We start from the raw sequence: 24610 nt of genomic DNA on the forward strand, positions 1-24610 counted from the left end.
TCGTGAGTTACTGACATGACGCCCTCGCGACCGGTTCCGGCACGGTGTGCTCGCGCGACCGCTCCAGGTCGATCGTGGTGCGCAGGGTGACCGGCGGCAGCAGCAGCGCGGCGACCACGCCGACGAGTGCCGCGCCCGCGGCGATCAGGAAGATGTGCGCCGTGGCGTCGCCGTACACGGTCCGCACCACCTGCTGGATCCGCGGCGGCAGCGCGGCGAGGCTCATGGCCGCCACGTTCCTCGCGACGGTGCGCACGGCCGCCGCCCTGTGGCTGGAGAGAGGCGGCGCCGAGCCCCTGACCGAGGTGATCGACCACCTGCTCGACCGGGTTCGACTGCGCTGAGCCGGGACGGGGTCCGCGGTCAGGCGACGTCCTCGTCCGGCCGGCGGTGGTAGGTGTTGACGTACTCCTGCCGGGACAGCCGCTGGATCGCGGCCATGACCTCGTCGGTCACCGCGCGGCGGGCCCGAAGGTTGTGCTCGGTCCATCCGGAGAAGTCCAGCGGCTCGCCGAACCGTGCGGTGATCCTGGCCGGGCGCGGGATGCGGGCGCCCCGGGGCAGCAGGTTCTCCGTGCCGGTCAGGGCCACCGGCACCACTGGTGCGCCGGTCGAGAACGCGAGCACAGCGACACCGGTATGCCCCCGGTACAGGCGACCGTCGAGCGAACGGGTGCCCTCCGGGTAGATCGCGAACGCGCCCCCGGCGTTGAGCACCTTCTGCCCCGCGTTCAGCGCGGCCAGCCCGGCGTGGGCGTTGCCGCGCTCGACCGGGACATATCCCAGCCCGCCCACGAAGGCCGCCATGGCGCGCCCCCGGAAACCGGGCTGGGTGAAGTACTCCGCCTTGCCGAGGAACTGGACCCGCCGGCGGACGACCAGCGAGATCACGGCCGTGTCGAGCACGGCGCGGTGGTTGGAGGCGAGGATCACCGGTCCGTCCGCCGGGACGTTCTCCAGACCGACCACCGCCGGCCGGTAGGCCAGGCGGGCTGCTGGGGCGAGAACATAGCGGACCAGGTGGTGTAACACGCGTTCTCCCGGGATCGGCGCTGTCGACCACACAGCATGCCACGCCCCGTTGGCCCGGAGCCCTCAGACGTCCCGCCAGTCCTCCTCTTCGGACGGGACGGCCAGGCTCTGCTCGCTCACGTCCGCCGGGTTGGCCTCGGCGTCCATCGTGGGCGGGATGGCGGGCTCGACGTCGTCGTGCAGGTCCCGCATCTGCTCGAGCACGTCGGCTTCGTTCGCACCGGTCTCGGGGTTCACGTGTCGCTCCTGGTCCACTGCAGCAGTGCGATTGTCATGGTAAGGGCACGGCGGACGGTGTCCAGCCCGGTGAGTGGGTCGAGCTGGCGCACCGCGAGGTCGAGCTGGAACTCCACGTCCTCGGCATGGCCGTTGAGGTCGGCCAGCAACGCCCGGATCGTGGCCCGGACCGGTGGAGCCAGGTCGTCGATGGACACCTTGGTGTCGTCGTCGTCGCGCAGGTCCACGGCGAAGGCCGTGTCGGCTGGCGCGCCTCCCGCGTTGTCGCGCACCGCCTGGGACGCGACCTGGATCAGCTCGGCGACCACCGCCCGCACGTACGGGCGGAGCTGGTCTCCCTGGTCCACCACGGTCTCCAACGCTGTCGTCAGGCCGTCGGGGTCGCTGTCCAGCACGCAGTGCACCAACCGATGGGCGGTGGCCTGTGCCGTTGATCCGTCGCTGAGCATCGCTACGTGCTCCTTCCCTCGCGGTCGGGGTGGGAGTGCCCACCCCGACCGGCGACAAACCCCGGCACCCGGGGCTGAGCACGGTCGGAGAACGGGCACCACCGAAACGACCCCCATCGGCGAACTACAGCCGAACTACCAGCCGAACTACCAGCGGTACCAACGGCCGCTGCCACCGCCGGCCACCGGCCGACGCATGACGAAGCCGAGCAGCCACACCACCAGCAGCACGCCGGCGACGATCCAGAGCGCCTTCATGGCGAAGCCCGCGCCGAACAGGGCGAGCACGACCAACAGCACCAGTAAGAGCGGAAGCATGACGGAACTGCCTTTCTGGGGGATACGGGGAATCGGCTGGCCGTCGAAGGGCGGCCGCCACGCCGGGCTGGTTACCCGTGTTGATCGTTCACAAACCCCGGCCACCGCGGGTTTTACCGGGATCGCGGCGGGTAATGCCTGGAGGAGAGACTTATAGGAGAGGTGCAGCCGTGGATACCAACAGCTACGTGACCTTCCTGCTGATCGGTACGGTGTTGGTCCTGGTCGACGGCCAGATCATCTACCGCAACGGTCGTCGCTTCCTGCAGCAGTCCGCGCCCAACGCCTCGGCCGAGTCGCTGACCAAGCTCGTGTCCGTGCTCTTCCACCTCGCCGTGCTGGGCGTGCTCGCGCTCATCTCCACCATCGACATCCCGGCGGACACCGAGATCGAGGGCATCGTCGTTCGGCTCGGAGTGATCCTGCTGGTGATCGGGATCGCCCACTGGGTCGCGATCACCGCGCTCACCCGGATCCGCGACCGCCAGGAGTTCGACGGGCTCCACCAGGAGCGCGAGGCCCGCCGGCAGGCACACGACCAGGCGAACGCCGCGTACGGCACCGTCACCCCCGCGCCGACCGTCACCCCGGCGCCGACCGTTGTTCCGGCGCCGGCGGAGAACCCCGCCTACACCGGCGACAGCGCCACCGCCGCCATCAACCGGCAGGAGCCCTACCCCCGCACCTAACCCGGCGGGTCAGGGGGCGTCGAACAACGCGCTGACCGACTCTCCGTTGTGGATCCGGCGCATCGCCTCGGCGAGCGCCGGCGCGATGGAGAGCACGGTCAGCTTCGGCGTGTCGGCGTCCACGGGCACCGGCACCGTGTTCGTGCACACGATCTCGAGGACGTCGGGCTGGTCGCCGATGCGTCCCAGCGCGCCGGCCGCGAACAACCCGTGGGTGCAGGCGACCCGGATGCTCCGGGCGTCGCGCTCGCGCAGCCGGTCCAGCAGCTCGATCACCGTGCTGCCCTTGGCGATCTCGTCGTCCAGGACGATCACGTCCCGGCCGGCGACCTCGCCGATGATGTCGGAGATCATCACCTTGTCGTCGGCGAAGCGCTGCTTGGCACCCGCGGCCACCGGCACGTCGAGCAACCGGGCGAAGTGCGAGGCCTCCTTGGCGTTACCCAGGTCGGGTGACACCACGACGGTGTTGGACAGGTCCAGCCCGCGGAAGTAGGCGGCCAGCTCCCGCAGCGCGTGCAGGTGGTCCACCGGCACGCTGAAGAAGCCGTGCACCTGCGGGGAGTGCAGGGTCATGGTCAGCACCCGGCCGGCGCCGGCGGCCACGAGCAGGTCGGCCACCAGGCGCGCGCCGATCGAGATGCGCGGTGCGTCCTTCTTGTCCGAGCGGGCGTAGGAGTAGTGCGGCAGCACGACCGTGATTCGTGCCGCCGACGCCCCCCGCGCGGCGTCGAGCATCAGCAGCAGCTCGACCAGGTTCTCCTGCACGGGGGCGACCAGCGGCTGGATCAGGAAGACGTCCCGTTCCCGGCAGTTGGCCTGCAGCTGCACCTCGATGCAGTCGTTGGCGAACCGCTGGACCCGGACCGGGCGCAGCGGCACCTCCAGGTTCGCGCAGATCTCGGCGGCGAGCTCGGGATGAGCGCTCCCGCTGAAGACGGCGATCTCCCGCACCAGACTCCCCGCCCTCGACCGGCTCCGACCGGCCGAATGCTACTGGGCCGGCCGGCTCACCCCCGAGGGGCCGTCGGGAGCCAGGGGTGGCGCTGAGCCAGCAGCGCACCGCGCACCACCAGCTCCTTGTACAGCGCGGCGAGCCGACCGGTCAGCACGGCCTCGCGCGGGCTGTCGTCGGCACGCACGAACTGGATCAGCCCGTCGCGCCGGCCGAGGCTCACGCACTGGTTGATGTACCGGAACCGCAGCGGCGTGGCGGCCCGCCCGGCCTGGCGGGCGCCGATCACGCGGACCGCCCACTGCCCGGTGGGGAGTCCGGTCGCGCAGGCCATCCGCAGCTCCTGGCCGTTCGACCGGCGAACGGCGGCCGCGTCGCCGACACCGTAGACGTCCGGGTGGGACACTGAGCGGAGCGTGTCGTCGACGAGCAGCCGACCGTGCTCGTCCACGGCGAGCCCGGACTCGGCGGCCAGCCGGGGCACGGTGAAGCCGGTCGCCCAGACGACCGTGTCCGCGGCCAGGTGCGCACCGCCGGCGAGCGCCACGCCGTCGGGCAGGACCTCGACGACCCGGGCCCCCTCCCGGACCTCGACCCCCAGCCTGGCGCACACCCGGGCGAGGTGGCGGCGGCCGCGCGCGGAGAGACCGGCGCCGAGCACGCCGTCGGTCAGCAGCCGCACCGCCACCCGGGGGTGGGACTCGGCGATCTCGGTGGCGGCCTCGACACCGGTGAGCCCGCCACCCACGACGCTGACCGTGCCGCCCCGGGCGAGGCGTTCCCGCAGCCGGACCGTCTGCTCGACGTCGGCCAGGCCGAACGCGTGCTCGGCGGCCCCGGGCACCGAGGCGAGGTCGGCCCGGCTGCCCGCCGCGTAGATCAGCGTGTCGTACCGCAACGGCTCCCCCGCCGCCAGCTCCACGGTCCGGGTGCGCGGGTCGATCCGGGTGACCCGGTCCACGACCAGGCGGGCGCCGGTGCCCCGCAACAGGTCGGCGAGCGCGTGCTCGCGCACCCGTTGTCCCGCCGCGACCTGGTGCAGCCGGACCCGCTCGACGAAGCGGTCGCGCTCGTTGACCAGCGTCACCCGCCCGCTGGTCCGCCGGGCGGCGAGGTTCGCCGCGAGCTGGCCGGCGTAGCCGCCGCCGACCACCACGATGTCCGCCATGACGTTCTCCTTCCACCGGGTGTCCATCTCGCCGCATTGACTAGGGAGCGCCTCGATTCGTGACACCACCGCGGCGCGACCTGTCTCACAGGCGCGGTACGGTCACACCGGACAGAGGAGGAGATCCGCCATGCGCGTCGTCACCGACACCGCCCGATGCGTCGGAGCGGGGCAGTGCGTGCTCACCGAGCCCGCCGTCTTCGACCAGAGCGACGACGACGGCACCGTCGTTCTGCTCACCGAGCACGTGGAGGGCGACCAGGTGGCCAACGTCGAGGAAGCCGTGGACATGTGCCCGGCCCAGGCCATCGCCCTGGAAGCGGACTGACGCGAGCTACTCCCCAGCCAGCCGGACGATCGTGCGGCCGCCCTGCCCGAGCCGGTCGAAGGCGGCGTTGACCCCGGTCAGATCGGTGGCGTCGGTGGCGAGAGCGGCGACGTCCAGCCTGCCCTCGGCCATCTCGTCGAGCAGCCTCGGCACGTCCACGTCGGGATCACTCGAGCCGTAGACGCAGCCCTGGAGCGTGCGGCCGAACCAGTACAGCTCCAGGACGTTGAACTCGACGGTGGTCCGCCGGCTGCCGACCCCGATCACGGTGACCGTACCGCCGCGCCGGCTCGCCGACCAGGACGCACGGATCGTCGCGGGCTGGCCGACGCAGTCGAAGGCGTGGTCGGCACCGCGGCCGCCGGTGAGCCGGCGGATCGACTTGCTGGTGGTCTCGTCCGCGCGGACGAACTCGGTCGCGCCGTGCAGGATCGCGAGCTGCGCCTTGGACTCGGTGACGTCGACGCCGATGATCGGCGACGCACCGGCCGCGCGCGCCGCCTGCAGGACCGAGAGCCCGACCCCGCCCAGGCCCATCACGACGACGGACTGCCCCGGCCGCACCCGCGCCGTGTTGTGCACGGCGCCGTTGCCGGTGAGCACGGCGCAGCCGAGCAGCGCCGCCGTGTCCAGTGGGACGTCGCTGGGGATCGGCACCACGCCCTGTTGCGGAACCACGGTCTCCTCCGCGAACGCGCCGGTGCCGAGCCCCGGGTGGACCGGCGTGCCGTCGTCCAGCGTCGCGTAGGGCTGACCGGCGCGTTCCTCGGCGTGCTCGCACAGGTAGGGCTCCCCGGCGTTGCAGAACCAGCACGCCCGGCAGGCGGGTGCCCAGTTCAGCACGACGTTGTCCCCCACCGCGACCCGGTCGACCCCGTCACCGACGGCGACCACGGTTCCGGCGCCCTCGTGACCGAGCACCACCGGCATCGTCGGGGCGAGCGTTCCGTTGGCCAGCGACAGGTCGGAGTGGCAGACACCGGCCGCCACCAGCCGCACCCGAACCTGTCCTGGGCCGGGGTCGGCGAGCACGATGTCCCGCACCTCCAGCGGTTCGCCCTGCCGCATCAGCACCGCTGCCCTGACCATCGAACTCCCTCGGGTCGCACGCCTCCCCGCGTCGTCGTGGGGACCGGCCCTCCGACCGAGGCTAGTGCGACCACGGCACGTGGAGAAGGTGGCGAGGACCACTACCGGACTCCGTGTCGGGTTCGTCCAATGCGGAGGGGCGCGGCAGTGGCAGGCTCGGTGCATGCGATACGGATACCTGGGCACCATGAGGACCCGCCCCGGACGGCGGGACGAGGTCGTGGCGTTGCTGCTCGGCAACCAGGAGGGGTTGCGCTCGGCCGGCTGCGAGCTCTACGCCGTCGGGACCTCGCCGAGCGAGCCGGACCTCGTGTGGGTCCAGGAGGTCTGGCTCAGCAAGGCCCACCACGACGCCTCGCTCGAGCTGCCCGATACCAGGGCCGCGATCGCCGCCGCGATGCCGATGCTGACCGGTGAGTTCACCGGTCAGGAGATCGACATCGTCGGCGGGCTGGGGATCGCGGAGAGCGCGGACGCGGCGGACCCCGCCGCCGCCGGGCCGGAGCACCAGCCGTGGGCGGCGGGCTGACCCGCCCGCCTCAGACGTCGAACAGGGACAGGCGGATGTCGCGCGCCTCGGTGAAGTGCGCTATCGCCGCCCGTTCCGCGCTGCCGCTGTCCCTGGCCTCGATCGCGGTCACCATTCCCCGGTGCTGCTCGTTCGCCCGCTGCCACCGCCCGGGACTGGCCAGCGTGGTCGCCGGGTAGCGGGCCAGGTGCAGGTCGAGTCGCTCGAGCAGATCGGTCAACGAGACGTTGTGGCTAGCTCGCCAGACCGCGGTGTGGAACTGGCGGTTGCTGTCCACCATCGCGTCGACGTCGCCGTCGGCGACCGACTCAAGCCGGGCGAGCGACCGGCGCAGCAGCATCAGGTCGTGGGAGCTTCGACGCTCGGCGGCCAGGCGGGCCGCGGTGCCCTCCAGCGCGATCCGCGCCTCGTAGATGTCGAGCACCTCCTCCGGCCCGCGCTCGCGCACCACCAGGCCGCGCTCGCTGCGCTCGACCAGCCCGTCGTGCTGGAGCTTCGACAGCGCCTCCCGGATCGGCGTGCGGCTCACCTCGCACCAGTCGGCGAGTGCCGACTCCACCAGCTGCTGGCCCGGTGTCAGGTCTCCGGCGCGGATCGCCTCCTTGAGCCTCTGGTACGGCGAGATCTTGGTCACCGGAGCAGGCAGAGGTGCGACGGGACGGCCGGCCCTCGCGGTCGCCATGACACATTACCCCCCATCGTCGTGCGTCGTGGCGGTAGCAGGTCCGCCGGTACCGGGGCATTGTTGGCCGATTCCGCCCCAGCGTCAACGTTTCCCGCGACGTGGAGAGGCCGCGACGAGCCGCCCGCGCGGAGCGGAGGTACGGTTCGGCCATGACCCGGATCGCGTTCGTCGGCCTCGGCATCATGGGCCTTCCCATGGCGAAGAACCTCGTCCGTGCGGGCCACGAAGTGGTTGGCTACAACCGAAGTGAGGCCAAGCGCGGCAAGCTCGCCGACGCCGGGGGCACCGCGGCCGGCTCGGTGCCCGAGGCGGTGCGCGGGGCCGAGGTGGTCATCACGATGCTGCCGGACTCGCCGGACGTCGAGGCCGTCGTCCTCGGCCGGGAGGGTGTCCTGGACTCCGCCGGACGCGGCACCCTGCTCGTCGACATGAGCACGATCGCCCCCGCCACGGCACGAACGGTCGCGCAACGCGCGAGCGAGGCCGGGCTGCGCGCCCTGGACGCCCCGGTGAGCGGGGGCGAGCAGGGCGCCGTCGACGGCACACTCTCGATCATGGTGGGCGGGGAGCGCGCGCACTTCGACGCCGCGCTGCCACTGCTGGAAGTGCTCGGGGCGACAGTCGTCCACGTGGGACCGGCCGGCGCTGGGCAGACGGTGAAGGCTGCCAACCAGTTGATCGTCGCCGGCACCATCCAGCTGGTGGCCGAGGCACTGACCTATTTGGACGCTCAGGCTGTCGAGCTGGAGCCCGCGGTACGCGTGCTGTCCGGCGGGCTGGCTGGAAGTGCCGTCCTCGAGCGCAAGGCGACCGGGATGCTGGCACGGGAGTTCACCCCCGGTTTCCGGGTCGACCTGCACCACAAGGACCTCGGCATCGTGGTCGACTCCGCGCGGGAGGCCGGGGTGGTGGTCCCACTCGGCGCGGTCGTCGCGCAGCTGATGGCCGCGGCCAGGGCGCAGGGACTGGGTGAGTTGGACCACTCCGCCCTGTTGCTCGGCGTCGAGCGACTCTGCGGCCGTTCGTCCGATTAGGATATTCTACTGTAGACATTTGTTCTTTTGGCGAAATGGAGAAAGCATGCGGACTCGCCGTATCGGCGACCTCGAGGTCAGCGCCATCGGCCTGGGCGGGATGCCGATGTCCATCGAGGGACGACCCGACCGCGAGCGGTCGATCGCGACCGTGCACGCCGCGCTGGACGCCGGGGTGACCCTGTTCGACACCGCGGACTCCTACCACCTGCACGCGGACGAGGTCGGGCACAACGAGACACTGCTCGCCGAGGCGATCGCCGGCCACGGCGGCGACGTGCTCATCGCCACCAAGGGCGGCCACCTCCGGCCGGGTGACGGGTCGTGGACCGTCGACGGCTCGCCCGAGCACATCAAGAGCGCCTGCGAGGCCTCCCTGGCCCGGCTGGGTGTGGAGGCCATCGGGCTCTACCAGTTCCACCGCCCCGACCCGACTGTCGACTACGCCGACTCGATCGGCGCGGTGCGCGAGCTGCTCGACGCGGGCAAGATCCGTTACGCCGGCATCTCCAACGCCACCCCCGACCAGATTCGGCAGGCCGACGAGATCCTGGGTGGACGGCTGGTCAGCGTGCAGAACCAGTTCTCCCCGGCGTTCCGCTCCAGCGAGCCGGAGCTGGAGCTGTGCGCGAAGATGGGCATCGCGTTCCTGCCCTGGAGCCCGCTGGGCGGCATCTCCCGCGCCGGCGAGCTCGGCGCCCGGTTCGACGCCTTCGCCGAGGTCGGCCGCGACCACGGCGTCAGCCCGCAGCAGGTGTGCCTGGCCTGGATGCTCGCGAAGTCCGACGTGGTGATCCCCATCCCCGGCTCCTCCCGCCCCGAGACCATCCGCGACTCCGCCGCCGCCCCCGAACTGACCCTCACCGACGAGGAGCTGGCCCGCCTCGACAACGCCTAGCCGGCGTCCGTCGAGGCGCGGACGACGAGTTCCGGGCGGAAGCGGATCTGACGGTGCACGTGGCCGGGTTCGGCGGCGGCCTCCTCGAACAGCAGCTGGACGGCGGTGCGGCCGAGCAGCTCCCGCGGCTGGCGGACCGAGGTGAGCGGGACCGCCGCGGCCTCGGCGAAGACGATGTCGTCGTAGCCGACCACGGCGAGGTCGGCCGGTACGGACCGGCCGAGTCGGGTCATCGCCTGCAGCAGGCCCAGCGCGAGCAGGTCGTTCGCGCAGAACGCGGCGGTCGGCCGGCGCTCGGCGGGCAGGGCGGCCAGCCGCTCACCCGCCAGCCGGCCCTCGGCGACCTGCAGCGCACCGGTCTCCAGGACCACCAGCGCCTCGGCCGCCCGACCCGCTTCCGCCAGCGCACGGCACGCGCCGCGGTGTCGGTCGCGCACCTGGGGCACCGACAGCGGCCCGCCGACGAAGGCGATCCGCTCGTGCCCGGACTCCAGCAGGTGGGTGGCCGCGAGCTGGCCGCCCAGCACGTCGTCGACGGCGACCGAGCAGCGGGAGGCATCGCCGGAGTGCGCGTCGACCAGCACGACCGGGGTGCCGCTGTCGGGCATCTGGGCCAGCAGCTCCCCGGCGGGGTCGATCGGCGTGATCAACACGCCCTGGACGCGCTGCTCGCGCAGCCGCTCGAGGTACTCGCGCTCGTGCAGCGGGTCCTGGTCGCTGTTGCAGAGGTAGACCGCGACGCCCTCGGCGCGGGCCGCCTCCTCGACCCCGCGCGCCACGTCGTGGAAGAACGGGTTCCCCGCGTCCAACACCACGTAGGCGATGGTCCGGCTGCGCCCCGCCCGCAGCTGGCGGGCGGTCTCGTTGCGCACGAAGCCGAGCTCGGAGATCGCCTCCTGGACCCGGCGCGTGGTCTCCGCGCTGACCAGGTGCGGCCGGTTGAGCACGTTGGACACCGTCCCCACCGACACGCCGGCCAGCGCGGCGACGTCCTTCATCCCCGGCGGGCCGCCCGCCACCGCCCCTCCCCGTACGACCACCGGCTCACCCCGTCGACTGCCTCGCGCGGTCGCGCAGCAGACGCCGCTCGACCTCGTTGCGGGTCATTCCGGCCGCCCGGGTGAACTCCTCGCGGGCCTCGGCATGCCGCCCCAGCTTGGCCAGCAGGTCCCCGCGCACGGTCGGCAGCAGGTGGTAGCTGCGCAGCGAGGGCTCGTCGACCAGCCCGTCCACGATCTCCAGGCCCACCTCCGGACCGAACGCCATCGACATCGCCACCGCGCGGTTCAGCTCGATCACCGGTGACGGCACGAGCTGCACGAGCCGCGCGTAGCGGGCCGCGATCCGAGCCCAGTCGGTCTCCTCCGCCGTCCTGGCGCGGGCGTGGCAGGCGGCGATCGAGGCCTGCAGCTCGTAGGGTCCCGGCTCCCCCGGCAGGCGCTCCGCGCGCTCGAGCGCGGCGAGCCCTCGCCGGATGAGCAGCCGGTCCCACCTGGAGCGGTCCTGGTCGAGCAGCAGTACCGGCTCCCCCGCCGGACCGGTCCGCGCCCGGGACCGCGAGGCCTGGATCTCCATCAGCGCCACCAGCCCGTGCACCTCGCGTTCGGCGGGGGCGAGCTCGGCCAGGATCCGGCCGAGCCGCATGGCGTCCTCGCACAGCGACGGTCGCATCCAGTCTGCGCCGCCGGTGGCGGCATAGCCCTCGTTGAACACCAGGTAGACGACCTCGCAGACCGAGGCGAGCCGCTCCGCGAGCTCCCCGCCCGACGGGACCTCGAACGGGACGTTCTTCTTCGCCAGCGTCTTCTTCGCCCGCACGATCCGCTGTGCCACGGTGGGCTCCGGGGTGAGGAACGCGCGCGCGATCTCCTCGGTCGTGAGACCGCCGAGCAGCCGCAGGGTCAGCGCCACCCTGGCCTCGGTGGACAGCACCGGGTGGCAGGTCATGAACACCAGCCGGAGCAGGTCGTCGTCGATCGTGCTGTGGATCGCGTCGAAGTCGGGCTCGGCGTTGGGCGGCTCCCGCCGCTCGAGGTCGCGGCCGAGCTCGACGACCTTGCGTTCCAGCGTCTCCCGGCGCCGGAACTGGTCGATCGCCCGACGCTTGGCGATGGCCATGAGCCAGGCGCCCGGGTTGTCCGGAACGCCCGACTCCGGCCACTGCTCCAACGCCGCGACCAGCGCGTCCTGCGCGAGCTCCTCGGCCAGCCCGACGTCGTGCACCATCCTGGTCAGACCGGCGATCAGGCGCGGGGACTCGATCCGCCACACCGCCTCGACCGTCCGGTTCGCCTCCAGCGTCGCCACGACCCCATCAGAGCAGGTCAGCGGGAAACGCGGCAAGCGGGATCAGCTCTGCTGGTCGGCGATGTGCTCGCGCATCCGCTCGTGCCGCCCGCGGAGCTCGTCGGTCATCGCCGCCCCGAAGTCGTCGTCGGTGAGCAGCTGCCGGACCTCGACACGCGAGGTCGCGTTCGGGTCGGCGGGGATCCGCTTGACCCATTCGAGTGCCTCCTCGCGCGAGGTGACCTCGAGCACCCAGAACCCCCCGACGACCTCCTTCGCCTCGCTGAACGGGCCGTCGACGACCGTCGGCCGGCCGTTCCGAAACTGGACCAGGGCACCCTTCGACGTGGGATGCAGCCCCTCGCCGGCGAGCATGACGCCGGCCTTCACCAGCTCCTCGTTGTAGCGCCCCATCGCCTCGAGCACCTCCTCCGACGGCTGAAAGGCGTCCGGATCGCTCTCGTCGGCCTTCACGATCACCATGAACCGCATCGCCTCGCTCCTCTCAGTTCCCACCGGTCCGGGCGCGCAGCTCGCGTTCCCGCTCGATCAGCTCCGGCCGCACGTCGAAGTCCTCCGGCTCGGCCACCTGCCGGATCTCGAGGTCGACGTTGCCGCCGCCGTCGAGCGTCGGCCACCGCTTCACCAGCTCGACGACCTCCTCCAGCGAGTCCGCCCGCACCATCGTGTAGCCCGCGATGAGCTCCTTGGCCTCGGTGAACGGGCCGTCGATGACGGCGGTCCGACCACCGCTGAACTCGACGATCGCGCCCCTCGACGAGGGGTGCAGCCCCGTCGCGTCGAGCAGCACGCCCGCCTTGAGCAGCTCCTCGTTGTACCTGGACATGGCATCGACCAGAGCCTCGCTGGCCGGCTCACCGGCCTCGGTGTGCTCGTCCGCCCTGCGGATGATCATGAAACGCACGTCGTCCCTCTCCTTCGCTTCATCCGGCGACAACCTAGCGTCGAAGAGCCGGGACGCCCTTCGACACACTCGCCAGGATTTTTTTCGTGCGGAACCGCGACCGCGGTGACTCGCGGGGACGGTCGGACCCCGCCCCTAGAATCTGCGCCGTGACTCTCCCCGCGACCCCGACGCCCGTGGACACGCTGCGCCGCGTGTTCGGCTACGACGCCTTCCGGGGGAACCAACAGGAGATCATCGACCACGTGGCCGGCGGCGGGGACGCGCTGGTGCTGATGCCCACCGGCGGCGGGAAGTCACTGTGCTACCAGATCCCGGCCCTGGTCCGCCCGGGTGTCGGCATCGTCGTCTCCCCGCTGATCGCCCTGATGCAGGACCAGGTCGACGCCCTGCGTGCGCTCGGCGTGCGGGCCGGCTTCCTCAACTCCACCCAGGACCTCGGCGAGCGCCGGGTGGTGGAGGCGGCGTTCCTCGCCGGCGAGCTCGACCTGCTGTACCTGGCCCCGGAGCGGTTGACCGTCGAGTCCACCCTGCGCCTGCTCGACCGGGGGACGATCGCGCTGTTCGCGATCGACGAAGCGCACTGCGTGGCGCAGTGGGGCCACGACTTCCGCCCCGACTACCTCGCGCTGTCGGCGCTGCACGAACGGTGGCCGAGCGTGCCGCGGATCGCGCTCACGGCCACCGCCACCGAGGCCACCCGCCGGGAGATCGCCGGCCGGCTGAACCTCGAGGACGCGCGGCACTTCGTCTCGAGCTTCGACCGCCCCAACATCCAGTACCGGATCGTGGCCAAGAACAAGCCGGAGCAGCAGCTGCTGGAGCTGCTCACCAGCGAGCACAAGGGCGACGCCGGCATCGTCTACTGCCTGTCGCGGGCCTCGACCGAGCGCACCGCCGCGTTCCTGAGCCAGAACGGAATCGAGGCGCTGCCCTACCACGCGGGCCTGGACGCCGGCACCCGCGCGCGCAACCAGTCACGGTTCCTGCGCGAGGACGGCCTGGTCGTGGTGGCGACGATCGCCTTCGGGATGGGGATCGACAAGCCCGACGTCCGCTTCGTCGCGCACCTCGACCTGCCGAAGTCGGTCGAGGGCTACTACCAGGAGACAGGCCGCGCCGGCCGGGACGGGCTGCCCTCCACGGCCTGGCTCGCCTACGGGCTGCAGGACGTGGTGCAGCAGCGCAAGATGATCGCCTCCTCGGAGGGCGACCACGCGCACCGGCGGCGGCTCGGCGTGCACCTGGACGCGATGCTGGCGCTCTGCGAGACCGTCGAGTGCCGGCGCGTGCAGCTGCTGAACTACTTCGGCCAGGCGAGCGAGCCCTGCGGCAACTGCGACACCTGCCTGTCCCCGCCGCAGTCCTGGGACGGCACGGTCGCCGCGCAGAAGGTCCTGTCGACGGTGTACCGGCTCGACCGCGAGCGCCGCCAGAAGTTCGGCGTCGGGCACGTCGTGGACATCCTGCTCGGCAAGACCACGCCCAAGGTCAGCCAGCACAACCACGAGTCGCTGACCGTCTTCGGCGTGGGGACCGAGCTGTCCGAGGCCGAGTGGCGCGGCGTGGTGCGCCAGCTGCTGGCGCAGGGCCTGCTCAGCGTGGAGGGCGAGCACGGCACGCTGGTGCTCACCGACGCGAGCGCGGAGGTGCTCGGCCGGCGCCGGGAGGTTCGGCTGCGGACCGAGGCCAAGCGCGCGGTGCGTGGGTCGACGCGGCGTGCCGCGGCCGCCGAGGCGGAGCTGCCGGCGGAGGCCAGGCCGGTGTTCGAACGCCTGCGGGCGTGGCGGGCGGCCACGGCCAAGGAGCAGGGAGTTCCGGCCTACGTGATCTTCCACGATGCGACGCTGCGCCAGATCGCGACCGAGGCGCCGGCCACGCTCGACGAGCTGGGCACGGTGAGTGGGGTCGGGGAGAACAAACTGGCGAAGTACGGGCAGCAGATCCTCGACACGCTCGCGGCCTGAGGCGTCACTCTTTCTCGCCCCACTTCCACCCTGTGGAGTGGTGTTTTTCGGCGAAAAATCCTTACAGTAGATAGACGTGACCCAATCGGAACACCATCCAGAAGTGAACCACCTTCACTATTGAACCGTGAAAAATCACATCCCGTAACCAATATCGCGAGATGTGCCAGAAATTGCTACCGAGTGTAGATGCAAACGCCTGACCAGCTGTTTCGTAACGGAGGATCACGCCCCAGCGATCGAATGACCGTCACCAGCGCAACCCGTTACACTCCGTCATAGATTCCCGGATTCAGCCGAATTGGTCACCCCTCCGGAGCGACGTCATGCCACCCCACTCCCGAATGCCGACAGCCGCCCTTTCGAACCGGCCGGCTTACCCCGTCGCGGGGATGGCGGCACTGCTGGGAGTCGTGAGCCTGGCCGCCGCGCTTGCCACCTGGCACGGCGCGCCATGGGTCATCGTCGTCCCGGTCGCGGTGGTCCTGGCCGGCGTCACCCTGTTCCTCGGCGCACGACGCGCGCTGCGGCGCGCCTCCGCGAAGATCGACCTGATCCTCGCCGAGGAGCTGGACCGGACCGAGTGACCCTTCCCGCCCCCCACATCACACCCACCAGAAGTGCCGAGGAGGCCATCATGCGCACCATCCGCGACGACCGCGACCTGTGCTTCGTCCCGTCCCACCAGACGCGGGTTTCACCCTGGAGGTGACACCGTCTGGCCGGGTTGTCCGGCTGGGAAGGGATCCGCGTGCTGGCCTACGTCGTCGGTGTCCTGCTGTTCGTCCTCGGGGTGTGCCTGTCGCTGGCTTTGCACGAAGCGGGCCACCTCGTCGCCGCCAAGGCGTTCGGGATGAAGGTGCGGCGGTATTTCGTCGGCATGGGCCCGAAGGTGTTCTCCTTCCGGCGCGGGGAGACCGAGTACGGCCTGCGGTGGCTGCCGGTCGGCGGGTACTGCGAGATCGCCGGCATGACCACCATGGACGAGCTGGCTCCCGACGAGGAGCGGCGGGCCATGTGGCGGCAGGCGACGTGGAAACGCACCACGGTCATGCTCGCCGGCCCGGTCACCCACTTCGTGCTCGGCTTCGTCCTGCTCTACGCGTTGGCCGTCTCGATGGGCCTGCCGAACCTGGCCGAACGGCCGGTGGTGGCCGGGACCGCCGCGTGCGTGACCGACGCCAGCACCACCAAGCAGATCACCGACCCGACCTGCCCGCCCGGGTCGGTGGGCCCGGCCCAGGCCGCGGGCATCCAGGTCGGCGACGAGATCGTGGCGGTCGACGGGACGCCGACGCCGACCTGGACCGCGATGGTCACCGCCGTCCGGGGCTCCAGCGGCCCGACGGTGTTCGACGTCCGCCGCGGCGAGGAGCGCCTCTCGGTCACCGTCGACGTGCCGACAGTTCTGCGTCCCGCGACCACGACCGACGGCACGGCCGAGACCGTGACCGTCGGCGTGGCCGGGGTGTCGGCGGCCAGGTCGTTCGACTACGGCCCGCTCGCCGCGCTACCGGCCACGGCCGTGTTCTCCGGGGACATGTTCGCCCAGACCTTCCAGCGCCTGGTCGAGTTCCCGCAACGCATCCCGGCCGTGGTCAGCGCGATCTTCGGGGCCGAACGCGACCCGAACACGCCGGTGAGCGTGGTCGGCGCGAGCCGCATCGGCGGGGAGGCGGTGCAGGCCGGGCTGTGGCAGCTGTTCTTCCTGTTGCTGGCGGGGCTGAACTTCTTCATGGGCGTGTTCAACCTGCTGCCCCTGCTCCCGCTCGACGGCGGCCACATCGCGGTCACCTGGTACGAGCGCGTGCGCAACTGGCTGCGTGAGCGCCGCGGCCAGACGACCGCGGCGCCCGTCGACTACTCCCGTCTCTCGACGGTCACCATGGCCCTGGTCCTCGTCGGCGGCGCGGTCCTGCTGTTGACCGTCACCGCCGACATCGTGAACCCCATCCGCATCACTCAGTAACCCCGACGCCTCAGCCGGCCGGTGTCTCGTCGTTGTAGATCCGGGTGACGATCCGGCCGTCCCGGGTGATGTAGCCGTTGAGCAGGCCGGCCGTGCTGTGCGGTGTCGCCAGCGCCCCGCTCGGGGCCAGCGCGATCGCACCGCCGGTGGCGCCCAGTGCGGGGATCTTCTCGTTGATCACCTTCGCCGCCGCGCGCTGGACCGGCGCCCGGGTGTACTCCATCAGGGCCGAGACGTCGTAGGCGGCCACGCCCCGGATGAACACCTCACCGGTACCGGTGCACGAGATGGCCAGCGTGCGGTTGTTCGCGTAGGTGCCGGCACCGACGATCGGCGAGTCGCCGACCCGGCCGACCAGCTTGTTGGTCAGGCCGCCGGTCGAGGTGGCGGCCGCGACGTCCCGCGCCCGGTCCACCGCCACCGCGCCCACCGTGCCACCGCCCTCCCGGGGCTCGGCTCCCGCCGCGTCGGGCTCCTTCGCCTCCAGCAGCGCGTCCCACCGGCGCTGGGTGAAGAAGTAGTCCTGGGTCGTGTACGGCACGCCGTTGCGCAGGGCGAAGGTGTCCGCACCGACCCCGGCCATCATCACGTGCGGGGACCGCTCCATGACCATGCGGGCCAGCGACACCGGGTTCTTCGTGTTGTGCACGCCGGCGACCGCCCCCGACCTCAGGTCCTTCCCGTTCATGATCGAGGCGTCCAGCTCGTGCTCGGCGTCGGTGTTGAACACCGCCCCGCGACCGGCGTTGAAGTTCGGGTCGTCCTCGAGGACGCGCACGGCCGCCTCGACCGCGTCGAGGCTCGGGCGCCCCTGCTCGAGCAGCCGGTAACCGGTGCGCAGCGCGGCGGCGAGCCCGTCGCGGTAGGCGCGTTCCTGCTCCGCGCTGATGCTGCCGCGCGGCAGGGAGCCAGCCCCGCCGTGCACGGCCAGCACCACGTCCCGGACCACCGAGCCGCCCGGCGGCGGTTGCTCCGCGCCGGCGGCGGAACCGGACAGACCCAACACGGTGCCGGCCACCAGGACGGCGACGAGATGACGGGTGGCCATCGAACCTCCTCGGAGCGTGACGGACTTCCACCACCCACCTTCGAACGGTCCCGACACCCACCGCAAACACCGCTACCCGGACGGCGCAGCGTCGCTGCCCGGTCCTTTACCTGCGGCGACTTAGCGGGTATCTGTTGACCATGCTGCTGCGCCAGTTGGAGTACCTGAGCGCGCTGGCGCGTGAAGGGCACTTCGGGCGGGCGGCCCAGGCCTGCCACGTCTCCCAGCCGGCGCTCTCCGCGGCGATCCGCAAGCTCGAGGCGGAGCTCGACGTGCAGATCGTGCAGCGGGGACAGCGGTTCGAGGGGTTCACCCCGGAGGGTAGGCAGGTCCTGCTGTGGGCGCACCGCATCCTCGCCGAGCAGGACGCGATGCGCCACGAGCTGGCCAGCATGCGCGGCGGTCTGTCCGGCGTGCTCCGCATCGGTGCGATACCCACCGCCATCACGCTCGCCTCCCTGCTCACCACCCCGCTGGCCGACCAGCACCCACAGCTACGCGTGTCGATCGAGTCGCTGTCCAGTCGGGAGATCGTCCAACGCCTCGCCGAGTTCGACCTCGACATCGGTATGACCTATGTAGACGGTGAGCCGCTCGGGACGGTCCGGGTCGTTCCGCTCTACCGGGAGCGGTACCTGTTGCTGACCGCCGCCGACGGCGAGTTCGCCGGCCGGGACACGGTGGGCTGGGCGGAGCTCGCCGAGACACCGCTGTGCATGCTCTCGCCGGTGATGCAGAACCGCCGGATCCTCGACCGCGCCTTCGCCGAGGCAGGCGTCACCGTCACACCCTCGGTCGAGGCCGACACGATCTCGGCGATCTACGCCCACGTCGGGACGCGGCGGTGGTCGAGCGTCATCGCACACGCCTGGCTGCACGTGTTCGGCGTCCCCGACGGGCTGAAGGTGGTCCCACTCAAGCGGCCCCGCCGCGAGTACCAGGTCGGTCTGGTCCTCGCCGACCGCGACCCGGAACCGATGCTGGCCCGCGCACTGCTGGACACGGCCCACCGGGTGAACGTGCAGGCGACGCTCGACGGGCTGATGCGCCGGCACCTGAGCTGATCTCGCGAGCTGGGACGGTGACGTTGCCTCGGCAAGCCCCCGCACTGCGGTTATAAGAGCGGTTTATCGGTCGATAAACCAGAGTGTTTTGACCTTCAACCACCCCGCTCAGTACGGTCCTCGTTACCCCTCGACGCGGCGGTCCACACTGGACGTACCGGTCGACCCGGAGGATCCGGACAGCACACGGAGGTGCGTCTTGGCGGCGCTGTCGTTCCTCGATCGCGAACACACGGTGGCCGACGCCGGCTACAGCAGATGGCTCATCCCACCCGCGGCGCTGGCCATCCACCTGTGCATCGGCCAGGCCTACGCGACCAGCGTCTACAAGAACGCGCTCGTCGCGCACTTCGACACGAGCCTGACCGCGATCGGCATCATCTTCTCGATCGCGATCGTCATGCTCGGCGTCTCCGCGGCGGTGATGGGCACCTGGGTCGAGCGGGTCGGCCCGCGGGCGGCGATGTTCACCGCCGCCTGCTTCTGGGCCTCCGGGTTCCTCATCGCCTCGCTCGGCATCGCCACCAGCCAGCTCTGGCTGGTGTACCTCGGCTACGGGTTCGTCGGCGGCATCGGCCTGGGCATCGGCTACATCTCCCCGGTGTCGACGCTGATCAAGTGGTTCCCGGACCGCCCGGGGCTCGCGACCGGGATGGCGATCATGGGCTTCGGCGGCGGCGCGCTGGTCGCCTCCCCGTTGTCCCGCCAGCTGATGTCCTTCTACGACCCGAACTACGACGCCTCGGTCGCCTCCTCGGTCGCCTCGGGTGACGCGGTGGCGAAGCTGTTCCTCACCCTCGGCGTGGCCTACTTCCTGGTGATGATGCTGGGCGTGTTCAACGTGAAGGTGCCCGCCCCCGGTTGGCGCCCCGCGGGTTTCGACCCGGCCAAGGTCACCGCCAAGCCGCTGGTCACCAGCGCCAACGTGTCTGCGGCCAACGCCATCAAGACCCCGCAGTTCTGGCTGCTCTGGACCGTCCTGTTCTGCAACGTGACAGCCGGCATCGGCATCCTGGAACAGGCCAGCCCGATGATCCAGGACTTCTTCCGCGACGGTGGGGAGTCCAGCGTGGCCACGACGGCGGCCACCGCGTTCGTCGGCCTGCTGTCCATCTTCAACATGGCCGGCAGGTTCGTCTGGTCGTCCACATCGGACTTCATCGGTCGCAAGCCGACCTATGTCATGTACCTCGGCGTCGGCATGGTGCTCTACTTCCTGCTGGCCGTGGCCGGCCACTCCTCGACGGCGGTCTTCGTGCTGCTGGCGGCGGTGATCCTCTCCTTCTACGGCGGCGGTTTCGCCACCGTTCCGGCCTACCTGCGCGACCTGTTCGGCACCTACCAGGTCGGTGCCATCCACGGCCGACTGCTGACCGCCTGGTCCGCGGCCGGGATCGCCGGACCGCTGATCATCAACGGCTTCCTCGACGCCCAGGGCAAACCGGGCGAGCTGGTCGCCGCCGACTACCGGCCGGCGCTGTTCACCATGGTCGGCGTGCTCGCCGTCGGCTTCGTCGCGAACCTGCTCGTCCGGCCGGTGGCCGCGCGGTTCCACGAGGCCGCGGGCCACACCGACGCCTTCGCCGAGGCCGCCCAGGAGCGGCCCTCGACGGACGAGACTCCCTCGGGGAGGAGGTAGGCATGACCCAGCCCTCCGCGTCCGGCGGCCAGACCGCCCGCCTGGTCGTCTCGTGGGTGATCGTCGGCGTCCCGCTGGTCTACGCGCTATACCAGACGATCAAGTCGATCCTGCCGCTGTTCGGGGGCTGAGCAGCGCGTCGGCGCCGGCCCGCAGAGTTTCGGCCTCCAGTGGCCCGCCGGCGACCAGCGCCTGCAGCATCGCCCCGTCCACCAGGGCCGCCAGGGCGAACCCCCTGGCCGGTCCGGCGAAGCGCGCGCAGATGCCGCGCAGGCCGTCGGTCCACAGCGCCGCGACCGGGCGCAGCCGGGGAGTGCGCGCCGCCGCCAGGTAGAGCTCGTACTCGAGCAGCGCCCGGTCCCAGTCGGCGAGGTACCGCTCGGCCAGCTCGACCAGGGTCGCGGCCGGGTCGGGGCTCACGGTCAGCGCCTCCGCCCAGTCCTCGAGCAGCGCCCTGGCCGCCTCCGTCCCCTCCCGCAACGCCGCGGCCACGAGGTCGTCGAGCGTCGGGAAGTAGTAGGTCGTCGAGCCGAGCGGGACACCCGCCCTGGCCGCGATGCGACGGTGGGTGACCTGCCCCAGCCCCACCTCCGCGATGGTCTCGACGGCGGCCCGCACAATCGCCTCCCGCCGCCCGTCGGGGTCACGACGGGCGGTCATCGCGCTGCCCCGCCCAGGTTGAGGGTCACGACGCCGCCGATCACCAGCAGCAGGCCGACGACCTTGGTGAGGTCGATGGACTCGTCGAGAAACAGGACGCCGATCGCGACGATCGCCGCCGTTCCGATGCCGGACCACATGGCGTAGGCGACGCCCACCGGCACCTCGCGGACGACCAGCGCGAGCATCGCGAACGCGCCCGCGTAGCCGGCGAGGCAGCCCAGCGTCGGCCACAGCCTGGTGAACCCCTCGGTGGCCTTGAGCAGGCTCGTCGCCGCCACCTCGAGGGTGATGGCGACCAGCAGGAACACGTATCCCACGGGACCCTCCGTTCTGTACATCTGTACATGTACAAATGTACATCAGCGGGGATCTGGGCACACCGGGTCGGACGGGAGTAGAACGGAGCACCCCACCCCACGAGGAGACGACGCGTGCCCGACCGCATCGACCGGATCCAGCTCTCCCTGGTGTTCCTGCCGTTGGCCGCGCCGAGCGCCGACGAGAAGGGGGTGACCGGCCGGCACCTGCCGATGGCCGAGGTGGCGTTTCTCTTCGCCAGCGTCGGCACCGTCGACGGCGGCGGTGGCATCGGGTTCAGCTACGCCAAGCGCGCCGGCGGCCCGGCCCTCTACGCGCACGCCAAGGAGATCGCCCCGCTGCTGCTCGGCGAGGACCCCAGCGACACCGGGCGGATCTGGGAGAAGCTCGTCCGCGCCGGCGCGTCTGTCGGCCGCGGCGGCCTGGCAGTGCAGGCGATCGCGGCGATCGACATCGCGCTGTGGGACCTGAAGGCCCGGCGGGCCGGTCTCCCCCTGGCCAAGCTCCTCGGAGCGCACCGCGACGCCGTTCCCTGCTACCAGGGCGCCGTCGGCTCGCCGTCCGCTCCGCTGGCCGAGGTGGTCGAGAACGCCCAGCGCGCCCTCGCCGCCGGAATCGGCGGGATCACCGTGGAGCTGGGCGAGGCGGAGCTGGGCGCGGACCTCGACCGGCTCCGGGTCCTGCGGGAGCGGCTCGGGGACGCCGTGCCGCTGGTCGTCGACGTCAACCGGCAGTGGGACCGGCCGACGGCGCTGCGTGCCGGTCGGGTGCTCGAGCGGTTCGGCCTGGGGTGGCTCCAGGAGCCGCTGGACGCCCACGACGCCGAGGGCCACGCCGCGCTCGCGGCCACCCTGGACACCCCGGTGGCGACCGGGGAGATGCTCACCAGCGCCGAGGAGCACTGGCAGCTCATGGTCAGCGGCGCGATCGACTACGTCCGGCCCGACGCGCCCAGGGTCGGCGGGATCACCCCGTTCCAGCGGATCACCGCGCTGGCCGACCACAAGGGACTCTCGCTCGCCCCGCACTGCGCCACCGAGGTCCACGTGCACCTGGCGGCGGCCTACCCGGGCACGGCGTGGGTCGAGCACGTCGACCGGCTCGAGCCGTTGTTCAACGAACGGCTCGAGGTCAGGGACGGACGGGTTGTGGTGCCCGACCGCCCCGGCCTCGGCCTCACGCTGACCGAGAAGGTGGCCACCTGGACCACCGACCACATCGAGTTCACCGAGACGACCTGACCAGCCACTCGTCCCGCAGCACCGCGTGCAGGAACTCGTCCCGCCAGACCCCGCCCACCTGCCGGCACCGGAGGAAGTGACCCTCGCGGCGCATCCCGAGGCGCCGGGCGACCGCCGCCGAGGCGCGGTTGTCGACATGGCAGAGCGCGACGATCCGGTGCAGCCCGAGTTCCTCGAAGCCCACCCGGAGCATCTCCTCCGCCGCCTCGGCGGCGTACCCGCGGCCGTGGTGCTCGGGATGGAGGATGTAGCCGATCTCGCCCTGGCCGTGCTCCACGCTCAGCAGGACGAGGTCGACCTGTCCGATCACCCGCCCGCCCAGCTCCACGGCGAGGTCGACGCTGTCCCCGTCCCGGGACAGCTCGGTCTCCCTCGTCATCCGACGTACGGACCGCTCGGCGTCGGCGCGGCAGCGTGGCCCGCACACGAGGTACCGCGTCACGTCGGCGCGGCACTGGTAGGCCACCACGTCCTCGAGATCGGTGAGCACGAAAGGCCGCAACACCAACCGCGCGGTCGCGATCGGTCGAGCAGTCCAGACCATCCAGCTAGTGTGCCGCGTCCCGTAGGGCGGGTAGAAGTTGGTCGCGGGCGAAGTCGAAGAAGCCCTCCTGGTGGTCGCCGCCGATCTGGATGAGTGCCAGGTGGGTGAAGCCGGCCTCCCAGAACGGTTTCGCGGCGGCCAGGATGGGGTCGACGTCGGGGCCGCAGGGAATGTTCTCCGCGACGTCGTCCTCGGTCACGAACTGGGTGGCCGCGGCGAAGCCGGCGGTGCCGGGCAGCTCGGCGTTGACCTTCCACCCGCCGGCGAACCAGCGGAACTGCTCGTGGGCGCGGCGAACTGCGGCGTCGCGGTCAGGGTCCCAGCAGACCGGGAGCTGGCCGATCTTGGGCGAGTCCTTGCGGATGCCGTCCCAGCGCTCGCACAGCTCCCCGTCCGGCTCCACCGCGACCATCGCGTCGGACAGCGGCGCGAACCGGTCGACCGACTGCGCGCCGGAGACCGCCGTCGCGATCGGCACCCGCAGGTCCGGCAGGTCCCACAGCTTCGCCGAGTCGACCTGGAAGTGCTTTCCGGCGTAGTTCACGTACCCGCCGTCGAACAGGGCGCCGATGATGTCGATCGCCTCGGCCAGCATCTCGTGCCGCTGGTTGGCCGGCGGCCAGCCGCGCCCGACGACGTGCTCGTTGAGGTTCTCCCCCGCGCCGAGCCCGAGCGTGAACCTGTTGCCGGACAGCAGCTGCACGGTCGCCGCCTGCTGGGCGACGACGGCCGGGTGGTAGCGCATGGTCGGGCAGGTGACGTAGGTCATCAGGCCAACCCGCTGGGTCACCTGGGTCACCGCGCCGAGCACGCTCCAGGCGTTGGGCGCGTGCCCCTGCTCGTCGAGCCAGGGGAAGTAGTGGTCGCTCATGACCTCGAAGTCGAAGCCGGCGCGCTCCGCCTCGGCGGCGAAGCGCACCAGCTCCCGGGGTCCGGCCTGCTCGGTCATGAGCGTGTAGCCGAAGGCGACCATCAGGCGTGCACGCCCTCGGCGATCTCCTCGACGGCCTTGGCGCAGAACGCGTCCAGGTCGCCGGGGTTGCGGCTGGAGACCAGGCCCTGGTCGGTGACGACCTCCTTGTCGACCCAGGTCGCACCGGCGTTGCGCAGGTCGGTCTTCAGGCTGGGCCAGGAGGTCATCGTGCGCCCGCGCACGACGTCGGCTTCGGCCAGCACCCAGCCGCCGTGGCAGATCACCGCGACCGGCTTGCCGGAGAGCACGAAGTCCTTGACGAACTTCACCGCGCGCTCGTCGGCCCGCACGAAGTCCCCGTTGGCCACGCCGCCGGGCAGCACGAGCGCGTCGTACGCCTCCGGGTTCGCCTGGTCGACCGTGGTGTCCACCTGCTTGCGGTCACCCTTGTCGAGGTGGTTGAACGCCTGGATCTCGCCGGCCTCGAGCGAGACCAGCTCCGGCCGGCCGCCGGCCTCGGAGACCGCCTGCCACGGCTGGTCCAGCTCAACCTGCTCGACTCCGTCGGTGGCGAGGAACGCCACCCTCTTGCCCTCGATCGTGGGCATCACGCATCACTCCC

The 24610-nt window shown here is 71.5% G+C and carries 31 protein-coding genes; 12 read left to right on the forward strand and 19 right to left on the reverse strand.

The features are described from left to right. Window positions 1-7 precede the first annotated feature (7 nt). The 5 genes from BU204_RS00260 to BU204_RS00275 all read right to left on the reverse strand — a co-directional run bounded on the left by BU204_RS00260 (window position 8) and on the right by BU204_RS00275 (window position 2036). Window positions 8-226: a hypothetical protein gene (locus BU204_RS00260; protein WP_075123433.1), complete on the reverse strand. Its 219-nt coding sequence runs from the start codon at window positions 224-226 to the stop codon at window positions 8-10. A gap of 137 nt (window positions 227-363) precedes the next feature. Next, entirely contained in the window at window positions 364-1032 is a 669-nt protein-coding gene (locus BU204_RS00265; protein ID WP_075123434.1) for a lysophospholipid acyltransferase family protein, read from the reverse strand. Window positions 1033-1095: 63 nt separating this feature from the next. Continuing rightward, window positions 1096-1269: a hypothetical protein gene (locus BU204_RS39840; RefSeq protein WP_158073374.1), complete on the reverse strand. Its 174-nt coding sequence runs from the start codon at window positions 1267-1269 to the stop codon at window positions 1096-1098. Then, window positions 1266-1718: a hypothetical protein gene (locus BU204_RS00270; protein ID WP_075123435.1), complete on the reverse strand. Its 453-nt coding sequence runs from the start codon at window positions 1716-1718 to the stop codon at window positions 1266-1268. The genes BU204_RS39840 and BU204_RS00270 overlap by 4 nt, the downstream gene beginning before the upstream one ends. A 147-nt stretch (window positions 1719-1865) precedes the next feature. Continuing rightward, window positions 1866-2036: a hydrophobic protein gene (locus BU204_RS00275; RefSeq protein ID WP_075123436.1), complete on the reverse strand. Its 171-nt coding sequence runs from the start codon at window positions 2034-2036 to the stop codon at window positions 1866-1868. Between the two features lie 170 nt (window positions 2037-2206). Here BU204_RS00275 and BU204_RS00280 point away from each other — a divergent pair, with 170 nt between their 5' ends. After that, a complete protein-coding gene (locus BU204_RS00280; protein WP_075123437.1) occupies window positions 2207-2725 on the forward strand; it encodes a hypothetical protein in 519 nt (172 codons plus the stop codon). Window positions 2726-2734: 9 nt separating this feature from the next. On the opposite strand, the gene BU204_RS00285 is transcribed toward BU204_RS00280, so the two are convergent. Both BU204_RS00285 and BU204_RS00290 read right to left on the reverse strand, forming a co-directional pair. Further along, window positions 2735-3682, reverse strand: a complete 948-nt coding sequence (locus tag BU204_RS00285) for a ribose-phosphate diphosphokinase (protein WP_198942728.1) — start codon at window positions 3680-3682, stop codon at window positions 2735-2737. A gap of 53 nt (window positions 3683-3735) precedes the next feature. Beyond that, window positions 3736-4848: an NAD(P)/FAD-dependent oxidoreductase gene (locus BU204_RS00290; RefSeq protein ID WP_198942712.1), complete on the reverse strand. Its 1113-nt coding sequence runs from the start codon at window positions 4846-4848 to the stop codon at window positions 3736-3738. Window positions 4849-4978: 130 nt separating this feature from the next. On the opposite strand from BU204_RS00290, the gene BU204_RS00295 reads away from it, so the two are divergent. Then, the gene (locus BU204_RS00295) at window positions 4979-5176 is read left to right on the forward strand and encodes a ferredoxin (protein ID WP_075123439.1); all 198 of its coding nucleotides are present in this window, start codon (window positions 4979-4981) and stop codon (window positions 5174-5176) included. A gap of 6 nt (window positions 5177-5182) precedes the next feature. Here the strand turns inward: BU204_RS00295 and BU204_RS00300 are convergent, their stop codons facing one another. Continuing rightward, window positions 5183-6265, reverse strand: coding sequence for an alcohol dehydrogenase catalytic domain-containing protein (locus tag BU204_RS00300; protein WP_075123440.1), 1083 nt, complete (start codon window positions 6263-6265; stop codon window positions 5183-5185). Between the two features lie 163 nt (window positions 6266-6428). Between BU204_RS00300 and BU204_RS00305 the strand changes: the two genes are divergently transcribed. Beyond that, on the forward strand, window positions 6429-6794 hold the full coding sequence (locus tag BU204_RS00305) for a putative quinol monooxygenase (RefSeq protein ID WP_083660881.1): 366 nt from the start codon (window positions 6429-6431) through the stop codon (window positions 6792-6794). A 10-nt stretch (window positions 6795-6804) separates the two neighbouring features. On the opposite strand, the gene BU204_RS00310 is transcribed toward BU204_RS00305, so the two are convergent. Next, window positions 6805-7428 (reverse strand): GntR family transcriptional regulator, encoded by a 624-nt coding sequence (locus tag BU204_RS00310; RefSeq protein ID WP_158073375.1) that lies wholly within the window; start codon window positions 7426-7428, stop codon window positions 6805-6807. A 200-nt stretch (window positions 7429-7628) separates the two neighbouring features. Here BU204_RS00310 and BU204_RS00315 point away from each other — a divergent pair, with 200 nt between their 5' ends. After that, entirely contained in the window at window positions 7629-8513 is an 885-nt protein-coding gene (locus BU204_RS00315) for a 2-hydroxy-3-oxopropionate reductase (RefSeq protein WP_075123442.1), read from the forward strand. Window positions 8514-8559: 46 nt separating this feature from the next. Further along, the gene (locus BU204_RS00320) at window positions 8560-9411 is read left to right on the forward strand and encodes an aldo/keto reductase (RefSeq protein ID WP_075123443.1); all 852 of its coding nucleotides are present in this window, start codon (window positions 8560-8562) and stop codon (window positions 9409-9411) included. Here the strand turns inward: BU204_RS00320 and BU204_RS00325 are convergent. The 4 genes from BU204_RS00325 to BU204_RS00340 are packed head-to-tail and all read right to left on the reverse strand — an operon-like array spanning window position 9408 to window position 12613. Continuing rightward, window positions 9408-10409, reverse strand: coding sequence for a LacI family DNA-binding transcriptional regulator (locus tag BU204_RS00325; protein WP_075123444.1), 1002 nt, complete (start codon window positions 10407-10409; stop codon window positions 9408-9410). The genes BU204_RS00320 and BU204_RS00325 overlap by 4 nt on opposite strands. 46 nt (window positions 10410-10455) lie before the next feature. Next, a complete protein-coding gene (locus BU204_RS00330; protein WP_075123445.1) occupies window positions 10456-11718 on the reverse strand; it encodes an RNA polymerase sigma factor in 1263 nt (420 codons plus the stop codon). Between the two features lie 42 nt (window positions 11719-11760). Beyond that, window positions 11761-12189 (reverse strand): YciI family protein, encoded by a 429-nt coding sequence (locus BU204_RS00335; RefSeq protein ID WP_075123446.1) that lies wholly within the window; start codon window positions 12187-12189, stop codon window positions 11761-11763. A gap of 13 nt (window positions 12190-12202) precedes the next feature. Beyond that, on the reverse strand, window positions 12203-12613 hold the full coding sequence (locus BU204_RS00340; protein ID WP_332888563.1) for a YciI family protein: 411 nt from the start codon (window positions 12611-12613) through the stop codon (window positions 12203-12205). A 149-nt stretch (window positions 12614-12762) separates the two neighbouring features. Between BU204_RS00340 and recQ the strand changes: the two genes are divergently transcribed. The 3 genes from recQ to BU204_RS00355 all read left to right on the forward strand — a co-directional run bounded on the left by recQ (window position 12763) and on the right by BU204_RS00355 (window position 16558). Next, window positions 12763-14589 carry a DNA helicase RecQ gene (recQ, locus tag BU204_RS00345; protein WP_075123679.1) on the forward strand — a complete coding sequence of 609 codons (1827 nt, stop codon included), beginning with the start codon at window positions 12763-12765 and terminating at the stop codon, window positions 14587-14589. Between the two features lie 392 nt (window positions 14590-14981). Then, window positions 14982-15176 (forward strand): hypothetical protein, encoded by a 195-nt coding sequence (locus tag BU204_RS00350; protein WP_075123448.1) that lies wholly within the window; start codon window positions 14982-14984, stop codon window positions 15174-15176. Between the two features lie 164 nt (window positions 15177-15340). Next, the gene (locus BU204_RS00355) at window positions 15341-16558 is read left to right on the forward strand and encodes a M50 family metallopeptidase (protein ID WP_075123449.1); all 1218 of its coding nucleotides are present in this window, start codon (window positions 15341-15343) and stop codon (window positions 16556-16558) included. A 10-nt stretch (window positions 16559-16568) separates the two neighbouring features. On the opposite strand, the gene BU204_RS00360 is transcribed toward BU204_RS00355, so the two are convergent. Further along, a complete protein-coding gene (locus BU204_RS00360) occupies window positions 16569-17606 on the reverse strand; it encodes an isoaspartyl peptidase/L-asparaginase family protein (protein WP_075123450.1) in 1038 nt (345 codons plus the stop codon). A gap of 140 nt (window positions 17607-17746) precedes the next feature. Between BU204_RS00360 and BU204_RS00365 the strand changes: the two genes are divergently transcribed. The 3 genes from BU204_RS00365 (at window position 17747) to BU204_RS41815 (ending at window position 20440) form a co-directional block, all read left to right on the forward strand. Continuing rightward, window positions 17747-18670 carry a LysR family transcriptional regulator gene (locus BU204_RS00365; protein ID WP_075123451.1) on the forward strand — a complete coding sequence of 308 codons (924 nt, stop codon included), beginning with the start codon at window positions 17747-17749 and terminating at the stop codon, window positions 18668-18670. A 199-nt stretch (window positions 18671-18869) separates the two neighbouring features. Beyond that, the gene (locus tag BU204_RS00370; protein WP_075123452.1) at window positions 18870-20309 is read left to right on the forward strand and encodes an OFA family MFS transporter; all 1440 of its coding nucleotides are present in this window, start codon (window positions 18870-18872) and stop codon (window positions 20307-20309) included. Window positions 20310-20311: 2 nt separating this feature from the next. Then, a complete protein-coding gene (locus tag BU204_RS41815; RefSeq protein WP_269844624.1) occupies window positions 20312-20440 on the forward strand; it encodes an MFS transporter small subunit in 129 nt (42 codons plus the stop codon). Here BU204_RS41815 and BU204_RS00375 read toward each other — a convergent pair. Next, complete coding sequence (locus tag BU204_RS00375; RefSeq protein WP_075123453.1) at window positions 20409-20969, reverse strand: TetR/AcrR family transcriptional regulator; 561 nt, start codon at window positions 20967-20969, stop codon at window positions 20409-20411. The genes BU204_RS41815 and BU204_RS00375 overlap by 32 nt on opposite strands. Further along, window positions 20966-21289 carry a DMT family transporter gene (locus tag BU204_RS00380; protein ID WP_075123454.1) on the reverse strand — a complete coding sequence of 108 codons (324 nt, stop codon included), beginning with the start codon at window positions 21287-21289 and terminating at the stop codon, window positions 20966-20968. The genes BU204_RS00375 and BU204_RS00380 overlap by 4 nt, the downstream gene beginning before the upstream one ends. Window positions 21290-21403: 114 nt before the next feature. Between BU204_RS00380 and BU204_RS00385 the strand changes: the two genes are divergently transcribed. Continuing rightward, window positions 21404-22531, forward strand: a complete 1128-nt coding sequence (locus tag BU204_RS00385; RefSeq protein WP_075123455.1) for an L-talarate/galactarate dehydratase — start codon at window positions 21404-21406, stop codon at window positions 22529-22531. Here the strand turns inward: BU204_RS00385 and BU204_RS00390 are convergent. Genes BU204_RS00390 through BU204_RS00400 form a run of 3 tightly spaced genes read right to left on the reverse strand, consistent with a single transcriptional unit; the run spans window position 22515 to window position 24596 of the window. Then, a complete protein-coding gene (locus BU204_RS00390; RefSeq protein WP_075123456.1) occupies window positions 22515-23075 on the reverse strand; it encodes a GNAT family N-acetyltransferase in 561 nt (186 codons plus the stop codon). The genes BU204_RS00385 and BU204_RS00390 overlap by 17 nt on opposite strands. Before the next feature lie 4 nt (window positions 23076-23079). After that, on the reverse strand, window positions 23080-24048 hold the full coding sequence (locus tag BU204_RS00395) for an LLM class F420-dependent oxidoreductase (RefSeq protein ID WP_075123457.1): 969 nt from the start codon (window positions 24046-24048) through the stop codon (window positions 23080-23082). Next, window positions 24048-24596: a type 1 glutamine amidotransferase domain-containing protein gene (locus BU204_RS00400; protein WP_075123680.1), complete on the reverse strand. Its 549-nt coding sequence runs from the start codon at window positions 24594-24596 to the stop codon at window positions 24048-24050. The genes BU204_RS00395 and BU204_RS00400 overlap by 1 nt, the downstream gene beginning before the upstream one ends. Window positions 24597-24610: the final 14 nt, after the last annotated feature.

This window comes from Actinophytocola xanthii, from assembly GCF_001921205.1.
In the GTDB taxonomy this organism is placed as follows: Bacteria; Actinomycetota; Actinomycetes; order Mycobacteriales; family Pseudonocardiaceae; genus Actinophytocola; species Actinophytocola xanthii.

What these genes read in the sequence shown, in the direction of transcription:
- BU204_RS00260 (WP_075123433.1), bottom strand. Translation starts at nt 226, where the DNA reads ATGAGCCTCGCCGCGCTGCCGCCGCGGATCCAGCAGGTGGTGCGGACC.
- BU204_RS00270 (WP_075123435.1), bottom strand. Translation starts at nt 1,718, where the DNA reads ATGCTCAGCGACGGATCAACGGCACAGGCCACCGCCCATCGGTTGGTG.
- BU204_RS00275 (WP_075123436.1), bottom strand. Translation starts at nt 2,036, where the DNA reads ATGCTTCCGCTCTTACTGGTGCTGTTGGTCGTGCTCGCCCTGTTCGGC.
- BU204_RS00290 (WP_198942712.1), bottom strand. Translation starts at nt 4,848, where the DNA reads ATGGCGGACATCGTGGTGGTCGGCGGCGGCTACGCCGGCCAGCTCGCG.
- BU204_RS00295 (WP_075123439.1), top strand. Translation starts at nt 4,979, where the DNA reads ATGCGCGTCGTCACCGACACCGCCCGATGCGTCGGAGCGGGGCAGTGC.
- BU204_RS00300 (WP_075123440.1), bottom strand. Translation starts at nt 6,265, where the DNA reads ATGGTCAGGGCAGCGGTGCTGATGCGGCAGGGCGAACCGCTGGAGGTG.
- BU204_RS00305 (WP_083660881.1), top strand. Translation starts at nt 6,429, where the DNA reads ATGCGATACGGATACCTGGGCACCATGAGGACCCGCCCCGGACGGCGG.
- BU204_RS00315 (WP_075123442.1), top strand. Translation starts at nt 7,629, where the DNA reads ATGACCCGGATCGCGTTCGTCGGCCTCGGCATCATGGGCCTTCCCATG.
- BU204_RS00320 (WP_075123443.1), top strand. Translation starts at nt 8,560, where the DNA reads ATGCGGACTCGCCGTATCGGCGACCTCGAGGTCAGCGCCATCGGCCTG.
- BU204_RS00325 (WP_075123444.1), bottom strand. Translation starts at nt 10,409, where the DNA reads ATGAAGGACGTCGCCGCGCTGGCCGGCGTGTCGGTGGGGACGGTGTCC.
- BU204_RS00335 (WP_075123446.1), bottom strand. Translation starts at nt 12,189, where the DNA reads ATGCGGTTCATGGTGATCGTGAAGGCCGACGAGAGCGATCCGGACGCC.
- BU204_RS00340 (WP_332888563.1), bottom strand. Translation starts at nt 12,613, where the DNA reads ATGATCATCCGCAGGGCGGACGAGCACACCGAGGCCGGTGAGCCGGCC.
- BU204_RS00350 (WP_075123448.1), top strand. Translation starts at nt 14,982, where the DNA reads ATGGCGGCACTGCTGGGAGTCGTGAGCCTGGCCGCCGCGCTTGCCACC.
- BU204_RS00360 (WP_075123450.1), bottom strand. Translation starts at nt 17,606, where the DNA reads ATGGCCACCCGTCATCTCGTCGCCGTCCTGGTGGCCGGCACCGTGTTG.
- BU204_RS00365 (WP_075123451.1), top strand. Translation starts at nt 17,747, where the DNA reads ATGCTGCTGCGCCAGTTGGAGTACCTGAGCGCGCTGGCGCGTGAAGGG.
- BU204_RS41815 (WP_269844624.1), top strand. Translation starts at nt 20,312, where the DNA reads ATGACCCAGCCCTCCGCGTCCGGCGGCCAGACCGCCCGCCTGGTCGTC.
- BU204_RS00375 (WP_075123453.1), bottom strand. Translation starts at nt 20,969, where the DNA reads ATGACCGCCCGTCGTGACCCCGACGGGCGGCGGGAGGCGATTGTGCGG.
- BU204_RS00390 (WP_075123456.1), bottom strand. Translation starts at nt 23,075, where the DNA reads ATGGTCTGGACTGCTCGACCGATCGCGACCGCGCGGTTGGTGTTGCGG.
- BU204_RS00395 (WP_075123457.1), bottom strand. Translation starts at nt 24,048, where the DNA reads ATGGTCGCCTTCGGCTACACGCTCATGACCGAGCAGGCCGGACCCCGG.
- BU204_RS00400 (WP_075123680.1), bottom strand. Translation starts at nt 24,596, where the DNA reads ATGCCCACGATCGAGGGCAAGAGGGTGGCGTTCCTCGCCACCGACGGA.